The sequence below is a fragment of the Paenirhodobacter sp. genome (assembly GCF_050177655.1).
In the GTDB taxonomy this organism is placed as follows: domain Bacteria; phylum Pseudomonadota; class Alphaproteobacteria; order Rhodobacterales; family Rhodobacteraceae; genus Rhodobacter.
In genome coordinates, this window is the sequence record NZ_JBFXGV010000013.1 from 1 (window position 1) to 23,813 (window position 23,813).

Below are 23,813 nucleotides of genomic sequence, written 5' to 3' on the forward strand. Positions count from 1 at the left end.
CCGGCGCGCACCGGCTGGGCGGTGACGTTGACGGGCGGGTTGTCGATGGTGATGCGCGCAATGCCGCGCTGCGCGGTGAAGCGCACCGGATCGGTCATGGGAACCTCTCGGACAGTCGGGGATCTGGGGGCGCGAGGCCCCCGCTCAGGTCGTGGCCGGCGCGCGGCGCGCCTCGTATTCGGCCTTCAGCTCATTGCGCAGGGCGAATTTCTGGATCTTGCCCGAGGCGGTCGCAGGCAGCTTTTCGCGCAGCTCCAGCCGCTCGGGGAAATATTGCTTCGCCAGATGCTGCCCTTCGAGGAAGGCGATCATGCTTGCGAAATCGACGCTTTGCCCCGGCTTCGGCACGATGAAGGCGCAGGCCCGCTCACCCAGGCGCTCATCGGGATAGGCGACGATCGCGACCTGATGCACGGCGGGGTGCTTGTAAAGCAGCGCCTCGACCTCGACGACGGGGATGTTCTCGGCGCCGCGGATGATCACGTCCTTCGAGCGGCCGCAGATCCGGATATAGCCCTCGGCATCCATCCGCGCGATGTCGCCGGTGTCGAACCAGCCGGCCTCGTCGGTGTTGTTCCACTGCGGCCGCTTGAGATAGCCGCCGAAGTTGGAGCAGCCGCGCACGTAAAGCTCGCCCTCATGGCCCGGGGGCACGGGCTGACCGCCCTCGCCGCGGATCTGGATCTCCATCCCGGGCAGCACGAAACCGTCGGTATGCACCGAACGCGCGTCGGGATCGGTGGGCGCCACCACGGTGACCGCGCCGTTTTCCGTCATCCCCCAGGCGGAGATCACCTTGGCGCCGAGGATCGCATGCGCCCGCTCGACCAGCGGGCCGGGGATCGCCGTGCCGGCGCAGAGGAAGATCCGCAGGCTCGACATGTCCGCCCCGCTCTCCTCGACCGCGGTCGAGAGGTCCATCAGGAAGGGCGTCGAGGCCATGGTGAAACTCACCCCTTCCGAGGCGATCAGCTGCGCGCCAAGCGCCTTGTCCCAGCTGTCCATCAGCACCATCCGCGCGCCAAGCATCACGGGCAGCAGGAAGCCATACATGAAGCCGGTCTGATGCGCCATCGGCGAGGCCATCAGGATCCGGTCGGAGGCCCCCAGACCCAGCCGCGCGGCATAGGCGACAAGGTTCGAATACATCGTGTTCGCGGTGTGCATCACGCCCTTCGGCTCACCGGTGGTGCCCGAAGTGTAGATCAGCTGGCAGACGTCGTTCGCATCGCCGCGCATCTCGGCCGAGCGGGCGCGCAACGCGTCATCGGCGACGAGCGCCGGATCGAGGAGCATCGCGTCGAAGCTGTTCGGCCCCTCCCCGCCCGCGACGATGATATGCTGCAGATCGGGCAGATCGGGGCGCATCCCCTCGGCCATCGCCTCGTGATCGAAACGGTGGAAGATCTTCGGCACGACGAAGGCCTTCGCCTCGTCATGGCGCAGCATGAACAGAAGCTCATGCTCGCGGAAGATCGGCATCACCGGGTTGAACACGATGCCGAGCTTGCGGCAGGCGATGTAGAGGACGATGAATTCCCAGGAATTCGAGAGCTGGCAGGCCAGCACGTCGTCCTTGCCGAGGCCGAGCCGGTCGAGCCCCGCCGCCGCACGCCACGAGAGCGCGTCAAGCTCGGCCCAGGTGAAATCACGCCGCCCGTGGTCCGTCACCGTGATCGCGGTCAGCGCGCGCGTCCCGGGCTGACTGGCCAGGCATTCCTCGAAATAGTCGAGCAGCGTCTTGCCGGGCCAGTAGCCCGCGGCTTCCATCGCCGCGCGGCGCGGCTCGATCAGTATCGCGTCGAATTGCATCGTGTCTTCCTCCCCAAGACCCGTTTCAGCCCGCCACCGCGGCCCGACCTGCCCGCTCGCGGGCGATGATATTCTTCATGATATGCGCGGTGCCATCACCGATCTGCAGGCCGAGCACATCGCGCAGGCGCTGCTCGAAGGGCAGCGCGTCGGAATAGGCGGCGTGGCCGTGGATCAGCAGGCAAGCATGGATCGCCTCGTAAGACAGAAGCGGCGGCCACCATTTCGCCATCGCGGCCTCGGCCACATGCGGCAGGCCCTGATCCTTGAGCCAGAGCGCGTTGAGGCTGAGCAGCCGCGCGCCCTCGACCCGGGTGTCGAAATCGGCAAGCTGATGGGTGATGCCCTGAAACGCGCCGAGCGGCTTGCCGAAGGCGTGACGTTCGCCGATATAGGCCCAGGTCTCGGCCAGCGATTGCCGCGCCGTGCCAAGGCATTGCAACCCGATGAGCGAGCGCGAGAAATCGAAGCCCTGCATCACCTGCACGAAACCCTTGCCCTCTTCGCCGAGACGGTTCTCGACCGGCACGCGGACATTGTCGAAAAAGATCGAGCCGCGCCCGATCGCGTGCTGGCCGAGATCGGTGAAGCGGGTGGTCGAGATACCCGGCGTGTCCATCGGCACGAAGACCGCGGTGATCCCCTTGGCCCTGTCCTCGGGCCTTCCGGTGCGGGCAAAGACCACCGCGCCCTTCGCCTGATCGGCGGCGGAGATCGAGGTCTTCTCGCCATTGATGACGTAATGATCGCCCCCCCGCTCCATCTTCAGCCCGAGGTTCGCCGCATCCGAGCCGCCGCGCGGTTCGGTCAGCGCGATCGCGATCATCAGCTCGCCCGCGATCAGTTTCGGCAGCCATTCGCGCTTGATCTCGTCATTGGCGAAATTCGCGAGGATCTGACCATTGAGCGAGGCGAGGATATTGACGTAACCGAAGTTGAAATCGCCTTTCGCGATCTCCTCGATGATCGCGCCGGAATAGATCGAACCGGCGCCGAGCCCGCCGAATTCCTCGGGCAGTTCGGGCGCGATCAGGCCAAGGCTGCCCATCTCGCGCAAGAGATCCGCGCCAAAGCCGCCGCTCTTCTCGCGCGCCTGATAGCCGGGGGCCAGTTTCTCGGTGGCGAACTTGCGCGCGAGATCGCGCAGCGCGTTCAGCTCCTCGGTGTCGAAAATCGTCGGATACATCGCTTTCCTCCTCAAGCGGTGACGGGCCCCGGCCGGGCCCGCGGCCCGCGCCCTCCCCCGAGGGCGCGGACGGGGCCTTACTTGCCGAACTTGCGGAAGTCGGGCTTGCGCTTCTCGCGGAAGGCGACGCCGCCCTCCTTGCTCTCGTCGGTGTCGTAGTAGAGGCTGAGCGCGCGCATGCCGAGCGCCGAGATCCCGCGGATATTCTCGCTGTCGGCGTTGAAGCTGACCTTGGCGAGGGCAAGCGCGGTGGGCGAGCGCTCCATCAGCTCGGCGACCCAGCGGTCGACCTCGGCGTCGAGCTCCTCATGCGGCACGACGGCATTGGCGAGCCCCCAGGCGAGCGCCTCGGCGGCGGTGTAGCGCTTGTTCAGATACCAGATCTCGCGGGCGCGTTTTTCGCCGACGACGCGGGCGAGGTAAGCGGTGCCAAAGCCCGGATCGACCGAGCCGACCTTGGGCCCGACCTGACCGAACTGCGCCTTTTCCGAGGCGATCGTCAGGTCGCAGATCGTGGCCAGAACGTTGCCGCCGCCAATGGCAAACCCGTTCACCCGCGCGATCACCGGCTTCGGCACGTCGCGGATCAGCGATTGCAGCTCGTCGATCGGCAGGCCGATCACACCGCGCCCGTCATACTGCCCGTCATGCGCCGACTGGTCGCCGCCGGTACAGAAGGCCTTGTCGCCCGCGCCGGTCAGCACGATCACGCCGACCTTGCGATCCCAGCCCGCGGTCTGGAAGGCGTGGATCAGCTCGTCGACGGTCTGGCCGCGGAAGGCGTTGTACTTGTCGGCGCGGTTGATGGTGATCCAGGCGGCGCCGCCGCGAATCTCGTAAAGAATGTCTTCGTAGGTCATCGGTCGTCCTCAGCCGTGCATGGTCAGGCCACCGGAGACGGAAATCGTCTGGCCGGTGATGAAGGCGGCGTCGTCGCTCGCCAGGAACAGGATCGCGCCGGGCAGATCCTCGGGCTTGCCAAGCCGCCCCATCGGCACCGCCTTGGCGAAGGCCACGCGCAGCTTTTCCTTGTCGCCCGCGGCCTCCATGAAGCTTTCCAGCATCGCGGTCTCGGTCACGCCCGGGCAGACGGTGTTGAAGGTGATGCCGTGGCGCGAATGCTCGCGCGCGAGCGTCTTCATCAGCGCGATGACGCCGGCCTTGCAGGCGGAATAGACGCTCTCGCCCGAGGAGCCGCCGCGCCCCGCGTCGGAGCCGATCGAGACGACCTTGCCGCCCGCCTTGCGCTCCACCATCGAGAGCAGCACCGGCTTGGTGATGTTGAGCACCGCGCGCAGGTTGATGTCGATGATCTTCGACCAGTAGTCGGGTTCCGACTTCAGGAAGGGCACGAAGAGATCCCAGCCCGCATTGTTCACCAGCACGTCGATCGGCCCGAAATCGGCCTCGATCTGCGCCACCGCGGCGCAGGTGGCCGCGTAATCGGTGAGATCGACCACCATCGCGGTCGCCGCGCCGCCCTGCGCCTGGATCGCCGCGACCACCGCCTCCGCGGCCGCCGCGCTGATGTCGGCGACGATGACTCGGCTGCCCTCTTCGGCAAAGCGCCGGCAGGTCGCCGAACCGATCCCACCACCGCCGCCCGTTACGACAACCACTTTCCCTTTAAGACCACGCAAGATGCTCTCCTTCCATCGCATTGGGCCGCAGAGATCCGCCCGGATAATCGGGATCACCCCTGATTATCCGTCGAATCGCCTCATCCATGACTTGGACGGCCTCCCTGCAGCCACCATGAGGGAATCGGAAATTTATGTCAATATATTTACCTTCTTTTGCATGCGCAGCATCGCTTGACCACGGCGGCGACTGGCGCCAATACTGGCGCCATGAGCGAAAAGAACGAACATTCAGGGGATATGGCGCCGGGACTGGCGAACCGGCTGTTCTTTCGGCTCTACCAATGCACCAATATGTTGCACAAAACTGGCACCCGGGCGCTCGATGACCACCACATCACGACGCAGCAATGGGCGGTGCTCGGCGCGCTGACGCGCCCGGCCTTCGAACGCGGCGTGGCGGTGGGCGATCTTGCGGCCTTCCTGCTGGTGAGCCGGCAGAACCTGACCGGCGTGCTCACCCGGCTCGAGGCGCTGGCCTATATCGAGCGCACGGTGGATGAGAACGACAACCGCTCGCGGCTGATCCGGCTGACGACCAAGGGGCGCAGCCTCTGGGACGAGAACATGCGCCCGGTGATCTCGGATTACTACGATGCGGCGCTGCGCGGCTTCTCGACCGAGGATCGCATCCACATGATCCATTACCTCGACAAGATGTTACGCAATTTCAAGGATTTGGACCCAGAAGCCCCGGGCGAGAAAAAAGCGGCGGAGTGACCCGCCGCCTTCGGTTGCGCCTGCGCGATCAAAGCCCCGCGGACGCGCGCGCCCCGGCCACCAGCGCCTTCGCGATCACGATCTGCTGGATCTGCGTGGTGCCCTCGTAGATCCGGAACAGCCGCGCATCGCGGAACAGCTGCTCGGCGCGGTATTCGCGGATATAGCCGTTGCCGCCATGCACCTGCACGTTGCGGTCGGCGATCCGGCCCACCGCCTCGGAGGCGAACATCTTCGCGCAGGAGGCCTCGACCGAGACATTGAGCCCCGCATCGCGCTTGCGCGCCGCGTCGAGCACCATGCAGCGCGCGGCATAGGCGTCGGCCTTGCTGTCGGCGAACATCGCCTGGATCAGCTGGAAATCCGCAAGACTCTTGCCGAATTGCTTGCGCCCGACGGCATAGGCCAGCATGTCGTCGAGGATCCGCTCCGAGAGCCCCACGCAGGCCGCCGCGATATGCAGCCGCCCCTTGTCGAGCACCTTCATCGCGGTCTTGAACCCCTGCCCCTCGACCCCGCCGATCAGCGCCGAGGCCGGCACCCGGCAGTCCTCGAAGATCACGTCGCAGACATGCGCGCCCTGCTGGCCCATCTTCTTTTCCGGCTTGCCGAGGCTGAGCCCGGGCGTGCCACGCTCGACCGCGAAGGCGGACACGCCCGAGGCGCCCTTCTGCGCCGGATCGGTGCGCGCCATCACGGTGAACAGGCCCGCATGCGGCGCGTTGGTGATGAAGCGCTTGGTGCCGTTGAGGACGTAGAAATCCCCGTCGCGCCGCGCCGTGGTACGCACCGAACCGGCGTCCGAACCGACCTCGGGCTCGGTCAGCGCGAAGGAGCCGATCAGCTCTCCGCTGGCCAGCCGCGGCAGGTATTTCGCCTTCTGCTCGGGCGTGCCGTCGATCGCGATCCCCTGCATGCCGATGCCGACATTCGTCGCGAACATCGAGCGGAAGGCGGGCGCGGCGCGGCCCAGCTCGAAGATCGCGCTCACCTCCTCCTCCATCGTCAGACCAAGCCCGCCGAACTCCTCGGGCGCGGTCAGACCGAAGAGGCCAAGCGCGCGCATCTGCGCGACGATGCGATCGGGGATCGCGTCACTCTCGGAGACCTCGGCCTCGGCAGGGATCAGTTGTTCATCGACGAAGCGGCGCAGGGTCGAGCAAAGCTGCGCAAGCGTATCGGACTCCAGCGCCATCACATCCTCCCGTAGTTATGGCAATATATTGACGTATAATCGCCGCGACACCTTCGCGCAACACCGATTTTACAACACCAACGCCATCGCATCACTCAGACCGTAAAAGGCGCGCTTGCCAACTTACGACAATATATTTACTCTTATCCGCAGGGAGGACCACTCATGAAAGCCATCGTTCTGCGGCAGCGGGGCCGCGCCGGCGTCAGCCTGTGCGAGATGCCGCGCCCCGCGCTGCGCCCGGGCTGGGCGCGCGTCCGGATGATCGCCGCCTCGGTCAACCGGGTCGATCTCTACATGCGCGACAGCGGCGCGGGCATCACCCACGACCTGCCGCAGATCATGGGCGTCGACGGCGCAGGCGCGGTGATCGAGGCGCCCGATTGCCCCGGCCTTGCGCCGGGCGATCCGGTGGTGCTCTACCCCGCCGAGTTCTGCGGCACCTGCCGCGCCTGTCTCGCGGGCGACCAGCCGCTGTGCCACCAGATCCGCATTCTGGGCGAGCACCGCGACGGCACCTTCGCCGAAGAGGTGGTGGTGCCGGCGCGCTCACTCGTCCGCCTCGCCCCCGGCGCAGACATGGACCAGGCGGCGATGCTCGGCGTGGCCTATCTCACCGCCTGGCGGATGGTCTTCGGCAAGGCGCCCACCGGGCCCGGCCAGGTCGTGCTGGTGCAGGGCGCGGGCGGCGGCGTCTCCCATGCGGCGATGCAGCTTGCCCGGATGGCCGGCGCGCGGGTGATCGTCACCACCTCCGGCGCCGGGAAACTTGCGCATTTCCGCGCGCTCGGGGTCGAGGCGATCGACTATCGCGGCGAAGACGTGCCAAAGGCCGTGCTGCGCCTGACCGGCGGCGAGGGCGCCGATCTCGTCATCGACACCGTCGGCGAAAAAACCTGGGGCGCCAGCCTGCGCAGCCTTGCCCGCGGCGGGCATCTGGTGACCTGCGGCGCCACCACCGGCGCCCATCCTTCCGCCGATATCCAGCGGCTTTTCGTGCGCCAGCTCTCGATCCACGGCTCGACCATGGGCTCGATGGAGGAGTTCCGCCGCCTGATCCGCGCCTGGGAGGCCGGCGGTTTCACCCCGCTGATCGACCGCGCCTTTCCGCTCGCCGAGGTGCCCGCCGCCTTCGAGCGCCTCGAAGACCCCGCCCGCATCGGCAAGATCCTGATCCGCATCGCCTGAGGTTCCCATGGCTTACGAAAACATCCTCACCGCCACCGACGGCGCCGTCGGCATCATCACCCTGAACCGGCCCGAGGCGCTCAACGCGCTCAACAGCCGCATCACCGCGGAAATCTCGGCCGCCGCCGCCGCCTTCGACGCCGATCCCGCGATCGGCGCGCTGGTCGTCACCGGCTCGGCGCGCGCCTTCGCCGCCGGGGCCGATATCAAGGAGCTGAAGGACAAGGGCTTTGCCGAGGTCTATGACGAGCAGCTGATCACCGCGACCTGGGAGGGGCTGATGCGGGTGCGCAAGCCGGTGATCGCCGCCGTCTCGGGCCATGCGATCGGCGGCGGCTGCGAGCTTGCGCTGATGTGCGACATCATCATCGCCGCGGAAACCGCGCGCTTCGCCCTGCCCGAAACCGCGATCGGCACCATCCCCGGCGCGGGCGGCACCCAGCGGCTGACCCGGATCGTCGGCAAGGCGGTGGCAATGGACATGATCCTGAGCGGGCGCGCGCTGAGTGCCGCGGAGGCGCTTGCGATGGGGCTCGTGAGCCGGGTGGTCGCGGCGGGCGAAGAGGTCAGCACCGCGATCGCGCTGGCCGGCGCCATCGCGAAACGCTCCCGCCCGGTGCAGCAACTGGCGAAAGAGGCCGTGCTCAAGGCCTATGAGACGCATCTTTCCGAGGGGCTCTATGTCGAGCGCCGCCTGCTTTACGCGACCTTCGCACTCGAGGACCGCAAGGAGGGCATGACCGCCTTCGCGGAAAAGCGCCCGCCGGTGTTCCGCAACGCCTGACCGGGAGGGACCGGAGCGAGGCGGCCCTTCCGACGGCTCAGGAGATCTGCGCGCCGCACCGCCAGCCCGGGCGGGACCGCGAGGCCGGGCGGGCGCGGCGCGCTCACTGTTTCAGGGTCGGCGTGACGCCCCAGGTATCCGACAGCATGTACCCGGTCTGCCAGGGATCCTCGGGATCGAGCAGATAGGAATGCTGGCCGGTGATCCAGGCGCGCCCGGTGATCTGCGGAATGATCACCGTGCGCCCGCCCACCTGCTCGACGCTCAGGATCTTGCCGACGAAGCGCGAGCCGATGATCGAGGCATGGATCAGCTCGTCACCGGCCTTCATCTGCCCCTTCGCCTGCAGCACCGCCATCCGCGCGGAGGTTCCGGTCCCGGTGGGCGAGCGGTCCGACCGCCCCGGGGCGACGATGCAGCTGTTGCGCGTCACCTGGCCGCTGCCCTCGAAGGGCATCGCGAATTGCACGATCGACACGCCGCGCACATTCGCAAAATCCGGGTGCGCGACGTCGAACTGTTCGCGCGCGGCCTTGCGGATCTTCTCGCCGAGGATCGCGAGGTCGCGCGCCTCGTCGGGCACCACCTCGAAGCCCAGCGCCTTCGCGTCGACGATGCCGAAGAACATGCCGCCATAGGCGATGTCGAGCGGGATCGTGCCATGCCCCTCGACCTCCAGCGCGCCGTCGAGCACCGCGGCGAAGGCCGGCGCGTTGCGGAAGGTGATCGAGCGGCATTTGCCGCCCTCGCATTGCGCCGTGACCTCGATCACCCCTCCCGGCATGTCGAGCTTGAACCGCGTCACCGGCTCCTGCATCGGCACCATGCCGGTTTCGAGCAGAACGGTCGCGACGCAGATCGTGTTCGAGCCGGACATCGGCGGATATTCGGTCGGCTCCATGATGATCGCACCCGCCACGCATTCGGGCGAGATCGGCGGCACGATCAGGTTGACGTGGCGCGCCACCGAGCCGCGCGGCTCGCAGATCAGCAGCTGGCGGATGTGGTCGTGATCGCGCTCCATGGCGATCATCCGCTCCATCATCGTGGTGCCGGCCGGGGGCAGCACGCCGCCGACGACGACATCGCCGATCTCGCCCTCGGCATGGCAGCCGACGACGCTGATATTGATCCGGGAGCGCATGATCAGCCGTCCTTCTTTGGCGTCGCGAAGGGTTTGCCGCCGACGACCCAATCGCTGGGCGCGATCTCCGAGAAGATCACGGTGGTCGCCGACGGGGAAATGCCGGCCTGCGCCTCGAGCACGCGGGTGATCTCGGTGGCGATCTTCATCTTGGTCTCGTGATCGCGGCCGGGGAAGAGGTCAATTCTGACGATCGGCATGAGGATGGGCTCCAGGGCGGGACAGTGGGTTGCGCAGGGGTCAGGGGCCCAGACCATCGCAGGCCCCCGAGAGATTTCAATCCCGTCACCTCACTCCAGGTCTTCCGGCAGCAGCGCCGCCGGAATGTTCTGGTAGCAGACCGGACGCAGGAAGCGGCGGATCGACAGGGTGCCGACCGAGGTCGCCCCGAAATTGGTCGAGGCCGGATAGGGCCCGCCATGCACCATCGCGTCGCAGACCTCGACGCCGGTCGGGAAGCCGTTCGCCAGCACCCTCCCCGCCTTGCGTTCGAGAACGGGCATCAGGCGGCGCCCGAGGGGGGCGTCGGCCTCATCCAGGTGCAGCGTCGCGGTCAGCTGGCCGCCGAAGCTCCGCGCGACGGAGAGCATCTCCTCGGCGTCCCGCGCCACGACGACGAGGCCCAGCGGCCCAAAGACCTCTTCGGCAAGGGCGTGGTTGCCCACCCAGTCCGCGGCCGCGACCCTGAAGAGGAAGGGCTTCGCCTCGCGCCGGTCGCACATCGCGCTCAGCAGATCCTGCACGCCGGCCTGCTTGCCCATCGTGTCGGCGCCCGCGGCATAGGCCGCCGCGATCCCTTCCGTCAGCATCACCTGCGCGCCGGTCTCCGACAGCGCCGCGCGGGCGGCCTCGACGAAGGCATCCGCCTCGCGCCCGGCGATCACCACCGCGATCCCGGGATTGGTGCAGAACTGCCCCGCCCCCATCGCGAGCGAGCCCGCCCAGGCGCGGCCCAGATCGGCGCCGCGGCTGGCGATCGCCGCGGGCAGCATGAACATCGGGTTGACCGAGCCGAGCTCGCCGAAGAAGGGGATCGGCTCGGGACGGCTGGCGCAGAGATCGAACAAGGCGCGCCCGCCGGCCAGCGAGCCGGTGAAACCCACCGCCTTGATCAGCGGATGCTGCACCAGCGCCTGACCGACATCGCGCTTGCCGCCCTGCACGAGGGAGAAGACCCCGGCCGGCATCGCGCAGCGCAGGGTCGCGGCATGGATCGCCTCGGCGATGATCTCGCCGGTGCCGGGATGGGCGCCATGCCCCTTGACCACGACCGGGCAGCCCGCCGCCAGCGCCGCGGCGGTGTCGCCACCCGCGGTCGAAAAGGCCAGCGGGAAGTTCGAGGCGCCAAAGACCGCGACCGGGCCGATCGGGCGCTGCATCATCCGCAGATCCGGGCGCGGCAGCGGCGCGCGCTCCGGCAGCGCGGCATCGTGACGACGGTCGAGATAGTCCCCCGCGCGGATATGGCGCGCGAAGAGCCGCAATTGCCCCGTGGTGCGCCCGCGCTCGCCGTCGAGGCGCGCCGCGGGCAGCCCGGTTTCCTGAGTGCCGATCTCGGTGATCGCCTCGGCGCGGGCCTCGATTTCGTCGGCGATGGCCTCGAGGAAAACCGCGCGCGCCTCGCGCGTCGTGTAGCCGTAGGTCCAGAACGCCGCTTCGGCCGCACGCACCGCCTGATCCACCAGCTCGGGCGTTCCGACGGAGAAATCATGCGCCGGGCCATGGGCCGGTTCCGAGCGGAAGGTCTGACCGGTTGCGATCCACGATCCCGCGATCAGGTGCTTGCCATGGGGTGCGAAAGTCATCTGGAGCCCTTCCCTTGAAGCGATCGCGCGGGGGGCCGAGCCCCAAAAGTCGCGCGACGCGTCGTATTTGACCTGTTTGCGTTCTGCGGCGCGGCCCTTTCGCTGCCGGAATTCAGGGCCTCGCGCCACGATCCGCACCTAGCAGGAGTTTTCTTTTTTTGCCAGCGTTTTTCTTATTTGACTATTTCTTGCCTCAAAGTACAAGATTTCCACAGCCAATCAAGAATCAACAGAGGGGTTCACCAATGAACAAGATCACCATGATCGCCGCGCTGATCGCCGGGACGGCGCTCGCCGGCGCCGCGCAGGCGGACAAGCTCGACGACATCATCGCCTCGGGCACGCTGCGCTGCGCCGTCGTGCTCGACTTCCCGCCGATGGGCAGCCGCGACGCCAACAACGCGCCGGAGGGCTTCGACGTCGACTATTGCAACGACCTCGCCGCGGCGCTGGGCGTCAAGGCCGAGATCGTCGAGACCCCCTTCCCCGAGCGCATCCCCGCGCTGATGTCGGGCCGCGTCGACGTCGGCGTCGCCTCGACCTCGGACACGCTCGAACGCGCGAAGACCGTCGGCTTCTCGATCCCCTATTTCGCCTTCGAGATGGCGGTGACCGCGAATGACAAGTCGGGCATCAAGTCCTTCGACGACATGAAGGGCCACACCGTCGGCGCCACCGCCGGCACCTTCGAGGCGATCGCGCTCGAAAAGCAGGTGCAGGACTGGGGCGCGGGCGAGTTCCGCCCCTACCAGACCCAGGCCGACGTCTTCCTCGCGCTGAGCCAGGGCCAGATCGACGCGACCGTCTCGACCTCGACCGTGGCGATGGCGAACGTGAAGACCGGCAACTTCCCGGGCGTCTCGGTCGTCGGCAAGGCGCCCTTCGACACCGATTACGTCGCGCTCTTCACCAACCGCGACGAATACGGGCTGATCAACTATCTGAACCTCTTCGTGAACCAGCAGATCCGCACCGGCCGCTACGCCGAACTCTATGAAAAATGGGTCGGCGGCGATCTGCCCGCGCTGACCGTTCCGAACGCCTACCGCTGAGCGGAAACGGGAATACCGGCGGCGCGGGCCTTCCGCGCCGTCTTTCCTTTCGCTCCCCAACAGGCAGGAACCCGCAATGTTCGGTTACACCTTCCAATGGAACCAGGCCCTCGCCCGGCTTCCGAAGATGCTGGACGGTGCGGCGGTGACGATGGAAGTGGCGGTGCTGTCGATGCTGATCGGCATCGCGCTCGCCATCCTCCTGACGCTGCTGCGCCTGTCCGGCTCGCGCCCGCTCAAGGCCGTCGCGACCACCTGGGTCGAGATCGCGCGCAACACCCCCGCGCTCTTTCAGATCTACATGGCGCATTTCGGCATCGCCACCTTCGGCATCCACTTCAGCCCTTTCACCTCGCTGCTGATCGGCATCACCTTCAACAACGCCGGTTACCTGGCCGAGAACTTCCGCGGCGCGCTGAAGGCCATTCCCCATACGCAGACGCGCGCGGGCCGGTCGCTGGGCATGTCGCAGCTGCAGGCCTTCCGCTACATCATCTTGCCGCAGATGCTGCGCATCGCCTTCCTGCCGATGACCAATCAGATGGTCTGGGCGGTGCTGATGACCTCTCTGGGCGTCACCGTCGGCATGAACACCGACCTCTATGGCGTCACGCAGGATCTGAACGCGCTGACCTTCCGCACCTTCGAGCTCTTCGCGATCGCCGCGGTCATCTTCTACGTCATCACCAAGATCATCACGCTCGGCGCGCGCCTGATCGCGCTGCGCCTGTTCCGGTATTGAGGGAGACCCATGTTCGACACTGCCCTCTCCGCCGCCGATCTGATCTTCCTCGCCAAGGGCGCGGGCATGACGATCGTCGTCACCGCGATCTCGGTCACGATCGGCACCCTGCTCGGCATCCTCTTCGGGGTGATCCGGGTGCAACTCGGGGCCGTTCTGGCCACGCCGCTGACCTTCTTTCTCGACATCTTCCGCTCGGTTCCGCTGCTGATCCAGCTGGTTCTGGCCAATGCCTTCATGGGCATGGTGCTGCGGTTGCAACTTTCGGGGTTCACCATCGCCTGCATGGTGCTCTCGCTCTACACGGCGGCCTATTGCACCGAGATCGTGCGCAGCGGCATCGACGCCGTGCCCGCCACCACGCGGCGCGCGGCGCGCTCGCTCGGCATGAGCTGGCTGCAGGACATGCGCCATATCGTGATGCCGCTGGCCACGCGGGTCGCGCTGCCGTCCTGGATCGGGCTCGCGCTCGGCGTCATGAAGGACTCGGCGCTGGTCTATGTCGTGCAGGTGACCGAGCTTCTGAAATCGACCCAGATCCTGATCACGCGCCTGCAGGAGCCGCTGTTCCTGCTGATGATCTGCGGTGCCTTCTACTTCCTCATCAGCTTCCCGCTGGCCCGGTTCGGCGGGTATCTCGAAAAAAGGTGGTCCAATGATTGAGATCCAGAACGTCCACAAATCCTTTGGCAAGCTCGAGGTTCTCAAGGGCATCGACCTGACGGTCGAGCGCGGCGAGGTGGTCACCATCATCGGCGGCTCGGGCTCGGGCAAGTCGACCCTCCTGACCTGCATCAACGGGCTCGAACCGATCGACCAGGGCCGGATCGTCGTCGACGGCACCGAGGTGCATGCCCGGTCGACCAACCTCAACACGCTGCGCCAGAAGATCGGCATCGTGTTCCAGCAGTGGAACGCCTTCCCGCATCTGACCGTGCTGGAAAACGTGACGCTGGCGCCGCGCAAGGTGCTGGGCATGGGCCGCGCCGAGGCCGAGGCGATCGCCGAGAAACAGCTCAAGCACGTCGGTCTGGGCGAGAAGCTAAGCACCTATCCGACGCGGTTGTCGGGCGGCCAGCAGCAGCGCATGGCGATCGCCCGCGCGCTCGCGATGTCGCCCGATTACATGCTCTTCGACGAGGTGACCTCGGCGCTCGATCCGCAACTGGTGGGCGAGGTGCTCGAGACGCTGAAGATGCTCGCCGAGGAAGGCATGACGATGATCTGCGTGACGCATGAGATGGCCTTCGCGCGCGACGTGTCGGACCGGGTCGCCTATTTCCACAAGGGCATCATGGCCGAGATCGGCGTGCCGGAGCAGATCTTCAACGATCCGCAGCATGTCGAGACGCAGAAATTCCTGGCGAGCGTGCGCTGAAACGGGGTCGGGGGCGATGCGCCCCCCCCAAAATAGGAAAAGGCGCGGGGTCTCTCCCGCGCCTTTCTGATTTTCGGACAGATCGGATCAGGCGTCGAGCGTCGCCAGACCGCTGGCCTCGAACCGCTCGAGCTGCGCGATCTCGGCCGCGCTCAGCGCGATCCCCTCGGCCATCGCCTTGCGGCGCGCTTCGAAGCGGCGCTGCGAGGGCAGCCGCGCGCCCTGGGCGCCGAAGGCGGTCAGCAGCCGCTCGCCCTCGGCGATCGGATCGCGGCCGCTGCGGGCGGCGAAGACCTGCGGATCGAGCGCGAGCACGAGCGCCCCGTGACGCGGCAACAGATCGGAGCCGCCCATGAAATCAAGCGCTTCCCGGCTCATGAACTCGCCCAGCATCGCGCCGGACAAAAGCTCGACCATCGTCGAGATCGCCGAGCCCTTGTGGCCGCCGAAGGTCAGCATCGCGCCCCCGAGCGCGGCCTCCGGGTCGGTCGTGGGATGGCCGTCGCGATCGACGGCCCAGCCCTCGGGGATCGGCTTGCCCGCACGGCGGTGCAATTCGATCTCGCCGCGGGCCGCGACGCTGGTCGCGAAGTCGAAGACATAGGGATGCGCGCCCGGCCGCGGCCAGCCGAAGGCGATCGGGTTGGTGCCCAGAAGCGGCTCCTTGCCGCCCGCGGGCGCCACGAAAGCATAGCTCGGACACATCGAAAGCGCCGCGAGCCCCTCTTCCGCCAGCGCCTCGACATCATGCCAGAGCGCCGAGAAATGCAGGCAATCGCGGATCACCAGCGCCGCAAGCCCCGTTTCGCGCGCCCGCGCCGCAAGGAGATCCTTCGCGGCATAAAAGGCCGGGTTCGAAAATCCGCCCCGCGCATCGACCTCGACCACCGATTTGCCCGCGTCATGGATTTGCGGCACCGCATCGGGCACCATCTTGCCCGCGGCCAGCACGCGCAGGCAGCCTTCGATCCGATAGATCCCGTGCGATTTGCAATTGTCGCGTTCGGCCGCGACGATCACGCGGGCCACCGCCTGCGCGCTTGCAGGGCGCACACCGGCGCGCTCGAAGATCTTCTCGACCCGCGCGAGAAGCGCTTCGTAGGAAATGAGATGCGGCTCGGCCATGGCTGGCAAGGCTCCTTGATGAAATGTTGTGCGCTCAGGCCGGATCGTTCGCGAGCTTCTTGTCGACGTCGATATAGGTGCAGGCCCAGAACACCTTGGTTTCGCCATCGTCCAGCGCGCGCAGCCCGTGCCTCATGGTGCTGTCGAAATAGGCGCAGTCGCCGGGTTCCAGCACCACGGGCTGATAATGCTCCACGACCAGCTCGACCCGCCCCGACAGGACATAGATCGTCTCCTCGCCGTCATGGGCCTCGAGATCGCCGGGCTTCAGCGGCGCGCGCTTCTCGACCAGCGTGACCAGAGGGATGATCTTCTTTTCCGCCAGAGCGTTGCAAAGCACCTCGTATTCGAAGTTCTTCGACCGCACCTTGCGGCCCTTGCCCGCCTTGGTCACCGTCATGCGCGTGGTCTGATGCGCCTCGTGATCGGACGAAAACAGGCGCTCCATGCCGATGTCATAGGCGCGCGCGATCCGGACCAGATTCTCATAGCTCGGCGAGACCCGGCCATTCTCGATCTTGTGGATCGTCGAAAGCGCAAGGCCCGTCCGCTGCGCCGCGACTTCCAGCGTGAAACCGCAGGCCTGACGCACGGCCTTCATTCGGCCGCCGAGGTCGGAGCGCAGTTGCAGCCGCTCGGCTTCCCAATCGTCATTGGCCGCGGCGAGCGCGTTTTCCTCGCCGGAGGATTTTTCCATTTGCGTCATATTTTTCTTTTCTTACCAGTTGTGATCGTTTAAGCATATTCCCACGGCGAGTGCAACATATGCAATCCGCCAAAGACAAAGAGACTCCCAAACACGGCCCCGTCGATGTCGCTGAGCGCGAATTGATCGGATTGGCGCGCTTTTGGGAAGACGGCGAGGTGACACATGGCGACATCTATCGTCCCGGCTTCGGTTCAGGGGCCGCTCCTCGTCTGCGAGGAGGGGCTCAGTGTCTGGGGGGGCGTGAACCCCACGACCGGCGAGATCGTCGACGCGCACCATCCGCAATGCGGCCGCGCGCTGGCCGGTCATGTCGTGATGATGCCGACGAGCCGCGGCTCCTGCACCGGAAGCGGCGTGTTGCTCGGGCTGGCTTTCGCCGGGGCGGCGCCGCGCGCGCTGATCTTTCGCGAGGGCGAGGACATCCTGACGCTCGGCGCGCTGGTCGCGGGGCGGCTCTTCGGCCATGCGATCGCCGTCCTGCGCCTGACGGGCGCCGAATATGACGCGCTGGCGCGCGAAACCGCGGCCGAGATCACCCCGACGCATCTGCGCGCCGGCGACCGGGTCTGGCCGCTCACCCCGGCCGGATCGGCCACGCTCGAGCTGAGCGCAGGCGACCGCGCCTGTCTCGCGGGCGACGAGGGGGAGGCGGCGCAGCGCGCGATGGAGATCATCGTGACGATGGCCGAAGCGCAGGGCGCGCCGCGGCTGATCGACGTGGAGCGGGTGCATATCGACGGCTGCATCTACGCAAGCCCCGCCTTCCTGACCTTCGCCCGCGCGATGGCGGACAAGGGCGGGCGCGTGCGGGTGCCGACGACGACGAACGCGATTTCGGTGGATCACGCCAGATGGCGCGCGCAGGGCGTCGACGAGCGCTTCGGCGCGCCCGCGGCCGCGCTGGCCGATGCCTATGTCGAGATGGGCGCGCGGCCGAGTTTCACCTGTGCGCCCTATCTTCTGGCCGATCGCCCCGCCGCGGGCGAGGACATCGCCTGGGCCGAGAGCAATGCGGTGATCTATGCCAACAGCGTGCTGGGCGCGCGCACCGTCAAACATGCCGATTTCATGGATCTGTGCATCGCGCTGACCGGTCGGACCGCGCAGGCCGGCGTCTATCTGGAGCGCAACCGCGCCCCGCGCCGGATCATCGAGGTGACGCGCCCGGCCGGGGCCGACGATGCCTTCTGGCCGATGCTCGGCTGGCTCGTGGGTCAGGCCGCGCCCGACCGGATTCCGCTGATCCGCGGGCTCGAGGACAGCGCGCCTTCGGAAGACGATCTCAAGGCGCTTTGCGCCGCCTTTGGCACGACCTCGGCCACGCCGATGCTGCACATCGCCGGCATCACGCCCGAGGCGCATCGGCCCCCCGCGCCGGAAGCCGATCACACCCCCATCGGGCCCGAGGATTTCGCCGCCCTGTGGCGCAGGTTCAACGCGGGCGCCGCGGAGGTGGATCTCGTGGCCCTTGGCAGCCCGCATTTCTCCGCCGCCGAATGCGCCGCCTTCGCGGAGCTGATGGAGGGCACGCATGTCGCCCCCGGGGTGAGCGCGATCATCACCCTCGGCCGCGGCACGCTTGGCGCCATCACGGCCAACGGCGTCAGGGCGCGGCTCGAGGCGGCGGGCATCCGGATCGTCCCCGATCTCTGCTGGTGCTCGATCTCCGAGCCGGTCTTCCCGCCGCAGGCCAGGGTGCTGATGACCAATTCCGGCAAATACGCCCATTACGCGCCGGGGCTGAGCAACCGCGCGGTTCGCTTCGGCGCGCTGGCGCAATGCGCGCAGACCGCCCGCACCGGCAAGGCGCCGTCGACGCCCCCCGCGTGGATCACCGCGGCCGGAACCTGAAAAACCGGGCCGCGCATTTGCCGCCCCCTGCCCTTCCCACAGATAACGAACGGAGCCCCCCATGAACAAAGATGTGTTTCTCGGCACGATCCCCGCGCTGCTGACCCCCTGCACCCCCGACCGCCAGCCCGACTTCGACGCGCTCGTGCGCAAGGGGCAGGAGATGATGACCGCCGGGATGTCCGGCGTGGTCTATTGCGGCTCCTGCGGGGACTGGCCGCTGCTGAGCGACGAAGAGCGCATGGAGGGCGTCGAGCGCCTGACCAGGGCCGGCGTTCCGGTCATCGTCGGCACCGGCGCGATCAACACGAAATCGGCCGTCGCCCATGCGGCGCATGCGCAGAAGATCGGGGCCGCGGGCCTGATGGTCATTCCGCGGGTGCTCTCGCGCGGCCTCTCGGTCGCGGCCCAGCGCAACCATTTCAAGGCGATCCTCGAGGCCGCGCCGGACGTGCCCGCGATCATCTACAACAGCCCCTACTACGGCTATGCGACCAAGGCCGATCTGTTCTTCGCGCTGCGCGCCGAGCACAAGAACCTGATCGGCTTCAAGGAATTCGGCGGCAAGGCCGATCTGAGCTATGCGGCCGAGCATATCACCTCGCAAGATGACGAGGTGATCCTGATGGTGGGCGTCGATACCGAGGTCTATCACGGCTTCGTCAAATGCGGCGCGGTCGGCACGATCACCGGCATCGGCACGATCTTCCCCGAGGTGGCGCTGCTGCAGGTCGCGCTTTCGCGCCGCGCGGCCGAAGGCTGCCCCGAGGCGGATCTGCGTGCGCGCGAGCTGGCCGAGGCCTTCTCGGTGCTCGCCAAGTTTGACGAAGGCGTCGATCTGGTTCTCTACTTCAAGCATCTGATGGTGCTGAAGGGCGAGGCGGAATATGCGCTCAACTTCAACGAGACCGACGCGCTCTCGCCCTCGCAGGCGAAGTTCTGCGAGGCGCAGTTCCACCAGTTCAACACCTGGTTCGCCAACTGGTCGAAACAGGGCGGGGTGATCGCCGAATGCATGTGATCGACAGTCACACCGGGGGCGAGCCCACGCGGGTGATCCTCGACGGTGGTCCGGACCTCGGGTCCGGGCCGCTGGCCGGGCGCGCCGCGCGGCTGGCGACCGAGTATCGCGACTTCTACCGCTCGGTCATCCTCGAGCCGCGCGGTCAGGCGGCGATGGTCTGCGCGCTTCTGGTGGAGCCCGTCGATCCGAGCTGCGTGACTGGCGTGATCTATTTCGACGCCGAGGCGGTGCTCGGCATGTGCGGGCACGGCACGATCGGGCTCGCCGTCACGCTCGTTCATATGGGGCGGATCGGTCTCGGCGAAAGCCGGATCGAGACCCCGGTCGGCGTGGTGACGGTCGAGGTGCTCGACGCGAATACCGTCAAGGTGACGAATATCGAGAGCCGCCGCATCCGCACCGATGTTTCGGTCGAGATCGACGGCATCGGCACGGTCACCGGCGATATCGCCTATGGCGGCAACTGCTTCTTCCTCGTCGATCCGAGCCCGATCCCGGTCACCTCCTCGAACATCCGTCAGCTGACCGATGTGACGGTGGTGGTGCGCGAGACGCTGCGGGCCCGGGGCCTCGGCGGCGACGCCGGCATGCCGGTCGATCACGTCATCTTCTACGGCCCCGCCGAAACCCCCGAGGGGCACAGCCGCAACTTCGTGCTCTGCCCCGACGACGCCTATGACCGCTCGCCCTGCGGCACGGGCTCCTCGGCGCGGCTGGCCTGCCTCGCCGCCGCGGGTCGGCTGGCCGAGGGTGAGGAGATCGTGCAGGAAAGCGTGATCGGCAGCACTTACCGGCTGTCCTGGCGCAAGGGGCCGACGGGCGGCGTGATCCCCTCGATCACCGGCCGGGCCTATGTCATGGCCGAAAGCACGCTGATCTTCGAGGCACAGGATCCGTTCCGGCAAGGGATCCTCCTCTGACGTCTCCTCCCGGCGTTCCGCGCCGGGAGCATCTTCGTTTCCAAGGCGATCGAGAGCATCCATGAGCCATCAGACCCAAAGCGAAATCCTTGTCATCGGTGCGGGGATCATCGGCGTGACCACGGCGCTTGCGCTGCAAGCCGATGGCCACCGGGTCCGCCTGCTCGACCGCAAGGGCATCGCCGCCGAAACCTCGCGCGGCAATGCCGGCGCCTTCGCCTTCGCCGAGGTGGAGCCGCTCGCGACCCCGGGCATCCTGCGCAAGGCCCCGAAATGGCTGCTCGATCCGCTCGGGCCGCTCTCGCTGCGCCCGGCCTATGCGCTGCAGATCCTGCCCTGGATGCTGCACTTCTGGCGCGCCACCGCGCGCTCGCGCTACGCCGCGGCGGTCGCGGCGCAGTCAAGCCTGATGCAGATCTCGCAACAGGCGCTCGAGCGGCTGATCGCCCGGGTCTCGGGCGAGGCCCTGATGCGCCGCGAGGGCCAGCTGCAGGTCTATGAAAGCCGCGCCCAGTTCGAGGCGACCCTGCCCACCTGGGAACAACGCCGCCGCCACGGCATCGCCTTCCGCCTGCTGGAAAGCCGCGAGGCGATCGCGGAGATCCAGCCGGGGCTGAGCCCGCGTTTCACCCATGCCGGCTACACGCCCGACTGGATGAACACGGTCGATCCCGCGCTCTGGACCGAACACCTCGCGCGGGCCTTCGTCGCGGCCGGCGGCGTGATCGAGATCGCCGAGGTCACGGGCCTGCGGGCGCGCGCGGATGGCGTCGAGGTCACCACCGCGGCCGGCACGCGCAGCGCCGATCAGATCGTCGTCGCGGCGGGCGCCTGGTCGCATCAGATCGCCCGCATGCTCGGCGACCGGATCCCGCTCGACACCGAGCGCGGCTACAACACCACCTTCCCGACCGCGAGCTTCGATCTGCGCACGCATCTGACCTTCTCGAACCACGGCTTCGTCGTGAGCCGGATCGGCGAGGGGCTGCGGGTCGGGGGCGCGGTCGAGCTCGGCGGGCTGAAGCTGGCGCCGAACTACCGCCGCGCGGAGCTTCTGGTGCGCAAGACCGTCGAATTCCTGCCCGGCTTCGACCCGACGGGGGGCACGCAATGGATGGGGTTCCGCCCCTCGCTGCCCGACAGCCTGCCGGTCATCGGGCGCGCGCCCGGCGCCGAACGGGTGATCTACGCCTTCGGGCACGGCCATCTGGGGCTGACCCAATCCGCCGGCACCGCCGAGCTCGTTGCAAGCCTCGTGGCGCGGCGGGCACCGGCGATCTCGCTCGCCCCCTTCGCGGCCCAGCGCTTCTGAGACGGCAAATCGCGGCCCCGGAGGTGTCGCGCACCGGATCGGCGCGCGACAGTTTCCGCGGCCCGCGGTTTCTCAGAGATCCTTCACCAGCCGCAGCGCATCATAGATCGCGGCATGGGTGTTGCGCGCCGAGACGGCATCGCCGATCCGGAACAGGCGGAATTGCCCCTCGGCGTTGCGCGCCACTGCCTGCGTGCCGCCCGTCGTGAGTGCCTTGTAATCGACCTCGCCGAGGTTCGACGACGCGGGTTTCAGCGCGAAATAAAGCTCGTCGAGCGGCCGCGTCCCGTGGTTGACGACGACCTGATCCACCAGACGCGCGCGCGTGACGTCGCCGTAGTCGCTGCCCAGCGTGGCGCGCAGTTGGTTGCCGTCGCGCACCACCGAGATCAGCCGCCAGGTGACGGTGAAGGTGGTGTCGCGGCCTTGCAGGTTGCGCATGTAGGGCACGAGGTTCATCGCCATGATCTCGGGCGCGAAGCTGCGATCGGGGGTCACGATCTCGACCGCGGCGCCGGTGGCGGAGATCAGATCCGCCGCCTGCAGCGCCGCATGGTCGCCCGCATCGTCGAAGATCAGCACGTTGCGCCCGGGCTTCACGTCGCCCGACAGGATGTCCCAGGCCGAAACCACGAGATCGTTGCCCTCCGACAGCACCTCGGTATGCGGCAGCCCGCCGGTCGCGACGATCACCTCGTCGGGCTTCGTCGCAAGGACGTCCTCGGCCTCGGCATAGGTGTTGAAGCGGAACGCGATGCCGTGTTTCTCGCATTGGGCCTGACGCCAGGCGATGATCGAGATCATCTCGCGACGACGCTCGTCCTGCGCGGTCAGCCGGATCTGGCCGCCGGGCCGATCGGCCGCCTCGAAGACGGTGACGGCATGGCCGCGCTCGGCGGCGACGCGGGCGGCCTCCATGCCGGCAGGACCGGCGCCGACGATGGTGATCCGTTTCTGCCGCGTCGCGGGGGGGATCGTCTGCGGCATCGTCGCTTCGCGCCCGGTCGCCGGATTGTGCAGGCAAAACGCCATGCCGCCCTGATAGATCCGGTCGAGACAGTAATTCGCGCCGACACAGGGGCGGATGTCGTCTTCGCGGCCCTCGACGATCTTGCGCACGATATGGGGGTCGGCCATGTGGGCGCGGGTCAGCCCCACCATGTCGAGCTTGCCCGAGGCGATCGCATAGCGCGCGGTCGCCACATCGGGGATCTTCGCGGCATGGAAGGTCGGAAAGCCCGTCGCCGCGCGAATTTCACCGGCGAAATCGAGATGCGGCGCGTTGCGCATGCCCTGGATCGGGATCAGGTCGGTCAGCCCCGGATCGGTGTCGATATGGCCCTTGACCACGTTCAGGAAGTCGACGAGGCCGCTCGCCTTCAGCCTCTGGCTGATGCTCATGCCTTCGGCCCGGGTCATGCCGCCGGGCAGATCCTGATCGCCGGTGTAGCGCAGGCCGACGATGAAATCCGCGCCGCAGCGCGCGCGGATCGCGCCCAGCACATCGAGGGTGAAGCGCAGCCGGTTTTCCAGGCTGCCGCCATAGGGCGCCTCGAGGTCGTTGGTCAGGGGTGACCAGAATTGTTCGAGCAGATGGCCATAGGCCTCGAGCTCGATCCCGTCGACGCCCGCCGCCTTCATCCGCTCCGCCGCATCGGCGAAATCGCCGATGATGCGCGCCATGTCCCAGTCTTCCATCCGCTTGGGAAAGGCGCGATGCGCCGCCTCGCGTTCGTGGCTGGGCGCGACGACGGGCAGCCAGTCGGCCTTGTCCCAGCGGGTCCGCCGGCCGAGATGCGTCAGCTGGATCATCACCGCCGCGCCATGGTCGTGGCATTCGTCCACGAGCTGCTTCATCCAGCCGACGACCTCGTCCTTCCAGGCGAGGATGTTGTTGAACACCGGCGGGCTGTCCTGCGCGACCGAGGCCGAGCCCGCCGTCATCGTCAGCGCGACCCCCGCCTTCGCCCGTTCGACGTGATAGGCGCGATAGCGCTCCTTCGGCATCCCGTCCTCGGGATAGGCCGGCTCATGACTGGTGATCATGATTCGGTTCCGAAGCGTCAGATGCTTCAGTTTATAGGGCTGCAACAGCGGGTCGTTGGACATGGCGCTCACCTGATGGGCTGGGACAGGTCCGAGTTAGGATGAAATGTTCACATGTGTCAATATTGAGTTCATTCATGAACTTTACACGTTTTCAGATGAACATTTTTCTTGCCGGGC

22 protein-coding genes are annotated in these 23,813 nt (G+C 67.3%); 11 read left to right on the plus strand and 11 right to left on the minus strand.

The window, feature by feature from the left end:
- Positions 1-144 precede the first annotated feature (144 nt).
- The 4 genes from AB7U46_RS07035 to AB7U46_RS07050 all read right to left on the minus strand — a co-directional run bounded on the left by AB7U46_RS07035 (position 145) and on the right by AB7U46_RS07050 (position 4,638).
- A complete protein-coding gene (locus AB7U46_RS07035; RefSeq protein ID WP_428336242.1) occupies positions 145-1,812 on the minus strand; it encodes a cyclohexanecarboxylate-CoA ligase in 1,668 nt (555 codons plus the stop codon).
- 25 nt (positions 1,813-1,837) lie between these two features.
- Positions 1,838-2,998 carry a cyclohexanecarboxyl-CoA dehydrogenase gene (gene aliB, locus AB7U46_RS07040; RefSeq protein WP_428336243.1) on the minus strand — a complete coding sequence of 387 codons (1,161 nt, stop codon included), beginning with the start codon at positions 2,996-2,998 and terminating at the stop codon, positions 1,838-1,840.
- Between the two features lie 77 nt (positions 2,999-3,075).
- Positions 3,076-3,858: a 2-ketocyclohexanecarboxyl-CoA hydrolase gene (badI, locus tag AB7U46_RS07045; RefSeq protein ID WP_428336244.1), complete on the minus strand. Its 783-nt coding sequence runs from the start codon at positions 3,856-3,858 to the stop codon at positions 3,076-3,078.
- A 9-nt stretch (positions 3,859-3,867) separates the two neighbouring features.
- The gene (locus tag AB7U46_RS07050; RefSeq protein ID WP_428336245.1) at positions 3,868-4,638 is read right to left on the minus strand and encodes an SDR family NAD(P)-dependent oxidoreductase; all 771 of its coding nucleotides are present in this window, start codon (positions 4,636-4,638) and stop codon (positions 3,868-3,870) included.
- A gap of 240 nt (positions 4,639-4,878) precedes the next feature.
- On the opposite strand from AB7U46_RS07050, the gene AB7U46_RS07055 reads away from it, so the two are divergent.
- Positions 4,879-5,358, plus strand: a complete 480-nt coding sequence (locus tag AB7U46_RS07055; RefSeq protein ID WP_428336246.1) for a MarR family winged helix-turn-helix transcriptional regulator — start codon at positions 4,879-4,881, stop codon at positions 5,356-5,358.
- A gap of 28 nt (positions 5,359-5,386) precedes the next feature.
- Here AB7U46_RS07055 and AB7U46_RS07060 read toward each other — a convergent pair whose 3' ends face one another.
- A complete protein-coding gene (locus AB7U46_RS07060) occupies positions 5,387-6,553 on the minus strand; it encodes an acyl-CoA dehydrogenase family protein (protein WP_428336247.1) in 1,167 nt (388 codons plus the stop codon).
- Between the two features lie 165 nt (positions 6,554-6,718).
- On the opposite strand from AB7U46_RS07060, the gene AB7U46_RS07065 reads away from it, so the two are divergent.
- Entirely contained in the window at positions 6,719-7,741 is a 1,023-nt protein-coding gene (locus AB7U46_RS07065) for a zinc-binding dehydrogenase (protein WP_428336248.1), read from the plus strand.
- A 7-nt stretch (positions 7,742-7,748) separates the two neighbouring features.
- Positions 7,749-8,525 carry an enoyl-CoA hydratase-related protein gene (locus tag AB7U46_RS07070; RefSeq protein ID WP_428336249.1) on the plus strand — a complete coding sequence of 259 codons (777 nt, stop codon included), beginning with the start codon at positions 7,749-7,751 and terminating at the stop codon, positions 8,523-8,525.
- Positions 8,526-8,628: 103 nt separating this feature from the next.
- Here AB7U46_RS07070 and AB7U46_RS07075 read toward each other — a convergent pair whose 3' ends face one another.
- The 3 genes from AB7U46_RS07075 to AB7U46_RS07085 form a co-directional block, all read right to left on the minus strand.
- The gene (locus tag AB7U46_RS07075; RefSeq protein ID WP_428336250.1) at positions 8,629-9,669 is read right to left on the minus strand and encodes a proline racemase family protein; all 1,041 of its coding nucleotides are present in this window, start codon (positions 9,667-9,669) and stop codon (positions 8,629-8,631) included.
- A gap of 2 nt (positions 9,670-9,671) precedes the next feature.
- Positions 9,672-9,869: a tautomerase family protein gene (locus AB7U46_RS07080; protein WP_428336251.1), complete on the minus strand. Its 198-nt coding sequence runs from the start codon at positions 9,867-9,869 to the stop codon at positions 9,672-9,674.
- A gap of 90 nt (positions 9,870-9,959) precedes the next feature.
- A complete protein-coding gene (locus AB7U46_RS07085) occupies positions 9,960-11,474 on the minus strand; it encodes an aldehyde dehydrogenase (NADP(+)) (RefSeq protein ID WP_428336252.1) in 1,515 nt (504 codons plus the stop codon).
- 245 nt (positions 11,475-11,719) lie between these two features.
- On the opposite strand from AB7U46_RS07085, the gene AB7U46_RS07090 reads away from it, so the two are divergent.
- From AB7U46_RS07090 to AB7U46_RS07105, 4 genes are all read left to right on the plus strand, one after another.
- Positions 11,720-12,526, plus strand: a complete 807-nt coding sequence (locus AB7U46_RS07090; protein WP_428336253.1) for a transporter substrate-binding domain-containing protein — start codon at positions 11,720-11,722, stop codon at positions 12,524-12,526.
- Between the two features lie 76 nt (positions 12,527-12,602).
- On the plus strand, positions 12,603-13,268 hold the full coding sequence (locus AB7U46_RS07095; RefSeq protein ID WP_428336254.1) for an amino acid ABC transporter permease: 666 nt from the start codon (positions 12,603-12,605) through the stop codon (positions 13,266-13,268).
- A 9-nt stretch (positions 13,269-13,277) separates the two neighbouring features.
- Positions 13,278-13,931, plus strand: coding sequence for an amino acid ABC transporter permease (locus AB7U46_RS07100; protein ID WP_428336255.1), 654 nt, complete (start codon positions 13,278-13,280; stop codon positions 13,929-13,931).
- Positions 13,924-14,646, plus strand: a complete 723-nt coding sequence (locus AB7U46_RS07105; RefSeq protein ID WP_428336256.1) for an amino acid ABC transporter ATP-binding protein — start codon at positions 13,924-13,926, stop codon at positions 14,644-14,646. The genes AB7U46_RS07100 and AB7U46_RS07105 overlap by 8 nt, the downstream gene beginning before the upstream one ends.
- A gap of 87 nt (positions 14,647-14,733) precedes the next feature.
- On the opposite strand, the gene AB7U46_RS07110 is transcribed toward AB7U46_RS07105, so the two are convergent.
- Positions 14,734-15,771, minus strand: a complete 1,038-nt coding sequence (locus tag AB7U46_RS07110; protein ID WP_428336257.1) for an Ldh family oxidoreductase — start codon at positions 15,769-15,771, stop codon at positions 14,734-14,736.
- Between the two features lie 34 nt (positions 15,772-15,805).
- The gene (locus tag AB7U46_RS07115) at positions 15,806-16,477 is read right to left on the minus strand and encodes a helix-turn-helix domain-containing protein (protein WP_428336258.1); all 672 of its coding nucleotides are present in this window, start codon (positions 16,475-16,477) and stop codon (positions 15,806-15,808) included.
- 165 nt (positions 16,478-16,642) lie between these two features.
- On the opposite strand from AB7U46_RS07115, the gene AB7U46_RS07120 reads away from it, so the two are divergent.
- The 4 genes from AB7U46_RS07120 (at position 16,643) to AB7U46_RS07135 (ending at position 21,587) form a co-directional block, all read left to right on the plus strand.
- Entirely contained in the window at positions 16,643-18,331 is a 1,689-nt protein-coding gene (locus AB7U46_RS07120) for an aconitase X (RefSeq protein ID WP_428336259.1), read from the plus strand.
- Between the two features lie 61 nt (positions 18,332-18,392).
- Positions 18,393-19,352, plus strand: coding sequence for a dihydrodipicolinate synthase family protein (locus AB7U46_RS07125; RefSeq protein ID WP_428336260.1), 960 nt, complete (start codon positions 18,393-18,395; stop codon positions 19,350-19,352).
- Positions 19,343-20,275: a proline racemase family protein gene (locus tag AB7U46_RS07130; RefSeq protein ID WP_428336261.1), complete on the plus strand. Its 933-nt coding sequence runs from the start codon at positions 19,343-19,345 to the stop codon at positions 20,273-20,275. Before AB7U46_RS07125 ends, AB7U46_RS07130 begins: the two co-directional genes overlap by 10 nt.
- Positions 20,276-20,336: 61 nt before the next feature.
- A complete protein-coding gene (locus AB7U46_RS07135) occupies positions 20,337-21,587 on the plus strand; it encodes an NAD(P)/FAD-dependent oxidoreductase (RefSeq protein WP_428336262.1) in 1,251 nt (416 codons plus the stop codon).
- Between the two features lie 72 nt (positions 21,588-21,659).
- Here AB7U46_RS07135 and hpbA read toward each other — a convergent pair whose 3' ends face one another.
- A complete protein-coding gene (hpbA, locus tag AB7U46_RS07140; RefSeq protein WP_428336263.1) occupies positions 21,660-23,696 on the minus strand; it encodes an N-methyl-L-proline N-demethylase HpbA in 2,037 nt (678 codons plus the stop codon).
- Between the last annotated feature and the right edge of the window lie 117 nt (positions 23,697-23,813).

What these genes read in the sequence shown, in the direction of transcription:
- AB7U46_RS07070 (WP_428336249.1), top strand. Translation starts at nt 7,749, where the DNA reads ATGGCTTACGAAAACATCCTCACCGCCACCGACGGCGCCGTCGGCATC.
- AB7U46_RS07100 (WP_428336255.1), top strand. Translation starts at nt 13,278, where the DNA reads ATGTTCGACACTGCCCTCTCCGCCGCCGATCTGATCTTCCTCGCCAAG.
- AB7U46_RS07080 (WP_428336251.1), bottom strand. Translation starts at nt 9,869, where the DNA reads ATGCCGATCGTCAGAATTGACCTCTTCCCCGGCCGCGATCACGAGACC.
- AB7U46_RS07060 (WP_428336247.1), bottom strand. Translation starts at nt 6,553, where the DNA reads ATGGCGCTGGAGTCCGATACGCTTGCGCAGCTTTGCTCGACCCTGCGC.
- AB7U46_RS07075 (WP_428336250.1), bottom strand. Translation starts at nt 9,669, where the DNA reads ATGCGCTCCCGGATCAATATCAGCGTCGTCGGCTGCCATGCCGAGGGC.
- AB7U46_RS07115 (WP_428336258.1), bottom strand. Translation starts at nt 16,477, where the DNA reads ATGACGCAAATGGAAAAATCCTCCGGCGAGGAAAACGCGCTCGCCGCG.
- hpbA (WP_428336263.1), bottom strand. Translation starts at nt 23,696, where the DNA reads ATGTCCAACGACCCGCTGTTGCAGCCCTATAAACTGAAGCATCTGACG.
- aliB (WP_428336243.1), bottom strand. Translation starts at nt 2,998, where the DNA reads ATGTATCCGACGATTTTCGACACCGAGGAGCTGAACGCGCTGCGCGAT.
- AB7U46_RS07125 (WP_428336260.1), top strand. Translation starts at nt 18,393, where the DNA reads ATGAACAAAGATGTGTTTCTCGGCACGATCCCCGCGCTGCTGACCCCC.
- AB7U46_RS07065 (WP_428336248.1), top strand. Translation starts at nt 6,719, where the DNA reads ATGAAAGCCATCGTTCTGCGGCAGCGGGGCCGCGCCGGCGTCAGCCTG.
- AB7U46_RS07120 (WP_428336259.1), top strand. Translation starts at nt 16,643, where the DNA reads ATGGCGACATCTATCGTCCCGGCTTCGGTTCAGGGGCCGCTCCTCGTC.
- badI (WP_428336244.1), bottom strand. Translation starts at nt 3,858, where the DNA reads ATGACCTACGAAGACATTCTTTACGAGATTCGCGGCGGCGCCGCCTGG.
- AB7U46_RS07095 (WP_428336254.1), top strand. Translation starts at nt 12,603, where the DNA reads ATGTTCGGTTACACCTTCCAATGGAACCAGGCCCTCGCCCGGCTTCCG.
- AB7U46_RS07090 (WP_428336253.1), top strand. Translation starts at nt 11,720, where the DNA reads ATGAACAAGATCACCATGATCGCCGCGCTGATCGCCGGGACGGCGCTC.
- AB7U46_RS07110 (WP_428336257.1), bottom strand. Translation starts at nt 15,771, where the DNA reads ATGGCCGAGCCGCATCTCATTTCCTACGAAGCGCTTCTCGCGCGGGTC.
- AB7U46_RS07105 (WP_428336256.1), top strand. Translation starts at nt 13,924, where the DNA reads ATGATTGAGATCCAGAACGTCCACAAATCCTTTGGCAAGCTCGAGGTT.
- AB7U46_RS07130 (WP_428336261.1), top strand. Translation starts at nt 19,343, where the DNA reads ATGCATGTGATCGACAGTCACACCGGGGGCGAGCCCACGCGGGTGATC.
- AB7U46_RS07135 (WP_428336262.1), top strand. Translation starts at nt 20,337, where the DNA reads ATGAGCCATCAGACCCAAAGCGAAATCCTTGTCATCGGTGCGGGGATC.
- AB7U46_RS07035 (WP_428336242.1), bottom strand. Translation starts at nt 1,812, where the DNA reads ATGCAATTCGACGCGATACTGATCGAGCCGCGCCGCGCGGCGATGGAA.
- AB7U46_RS07055 (WP_428336246.1), top strand. Translation starts at nt 4,879, where the DNA reads ATGGCGCCGGGACTGGCGAACCGGCTGTTCTTTCGGCTCTACCAATGC.
- AB7U46_RS07085 (WP_428336252.1), bottom strand. Translation starts at nt 11,474, where the DNA reads ATGACTTTCGCACCCCATGGCAAGCACCTGATCGCGGGATCGTGGATC.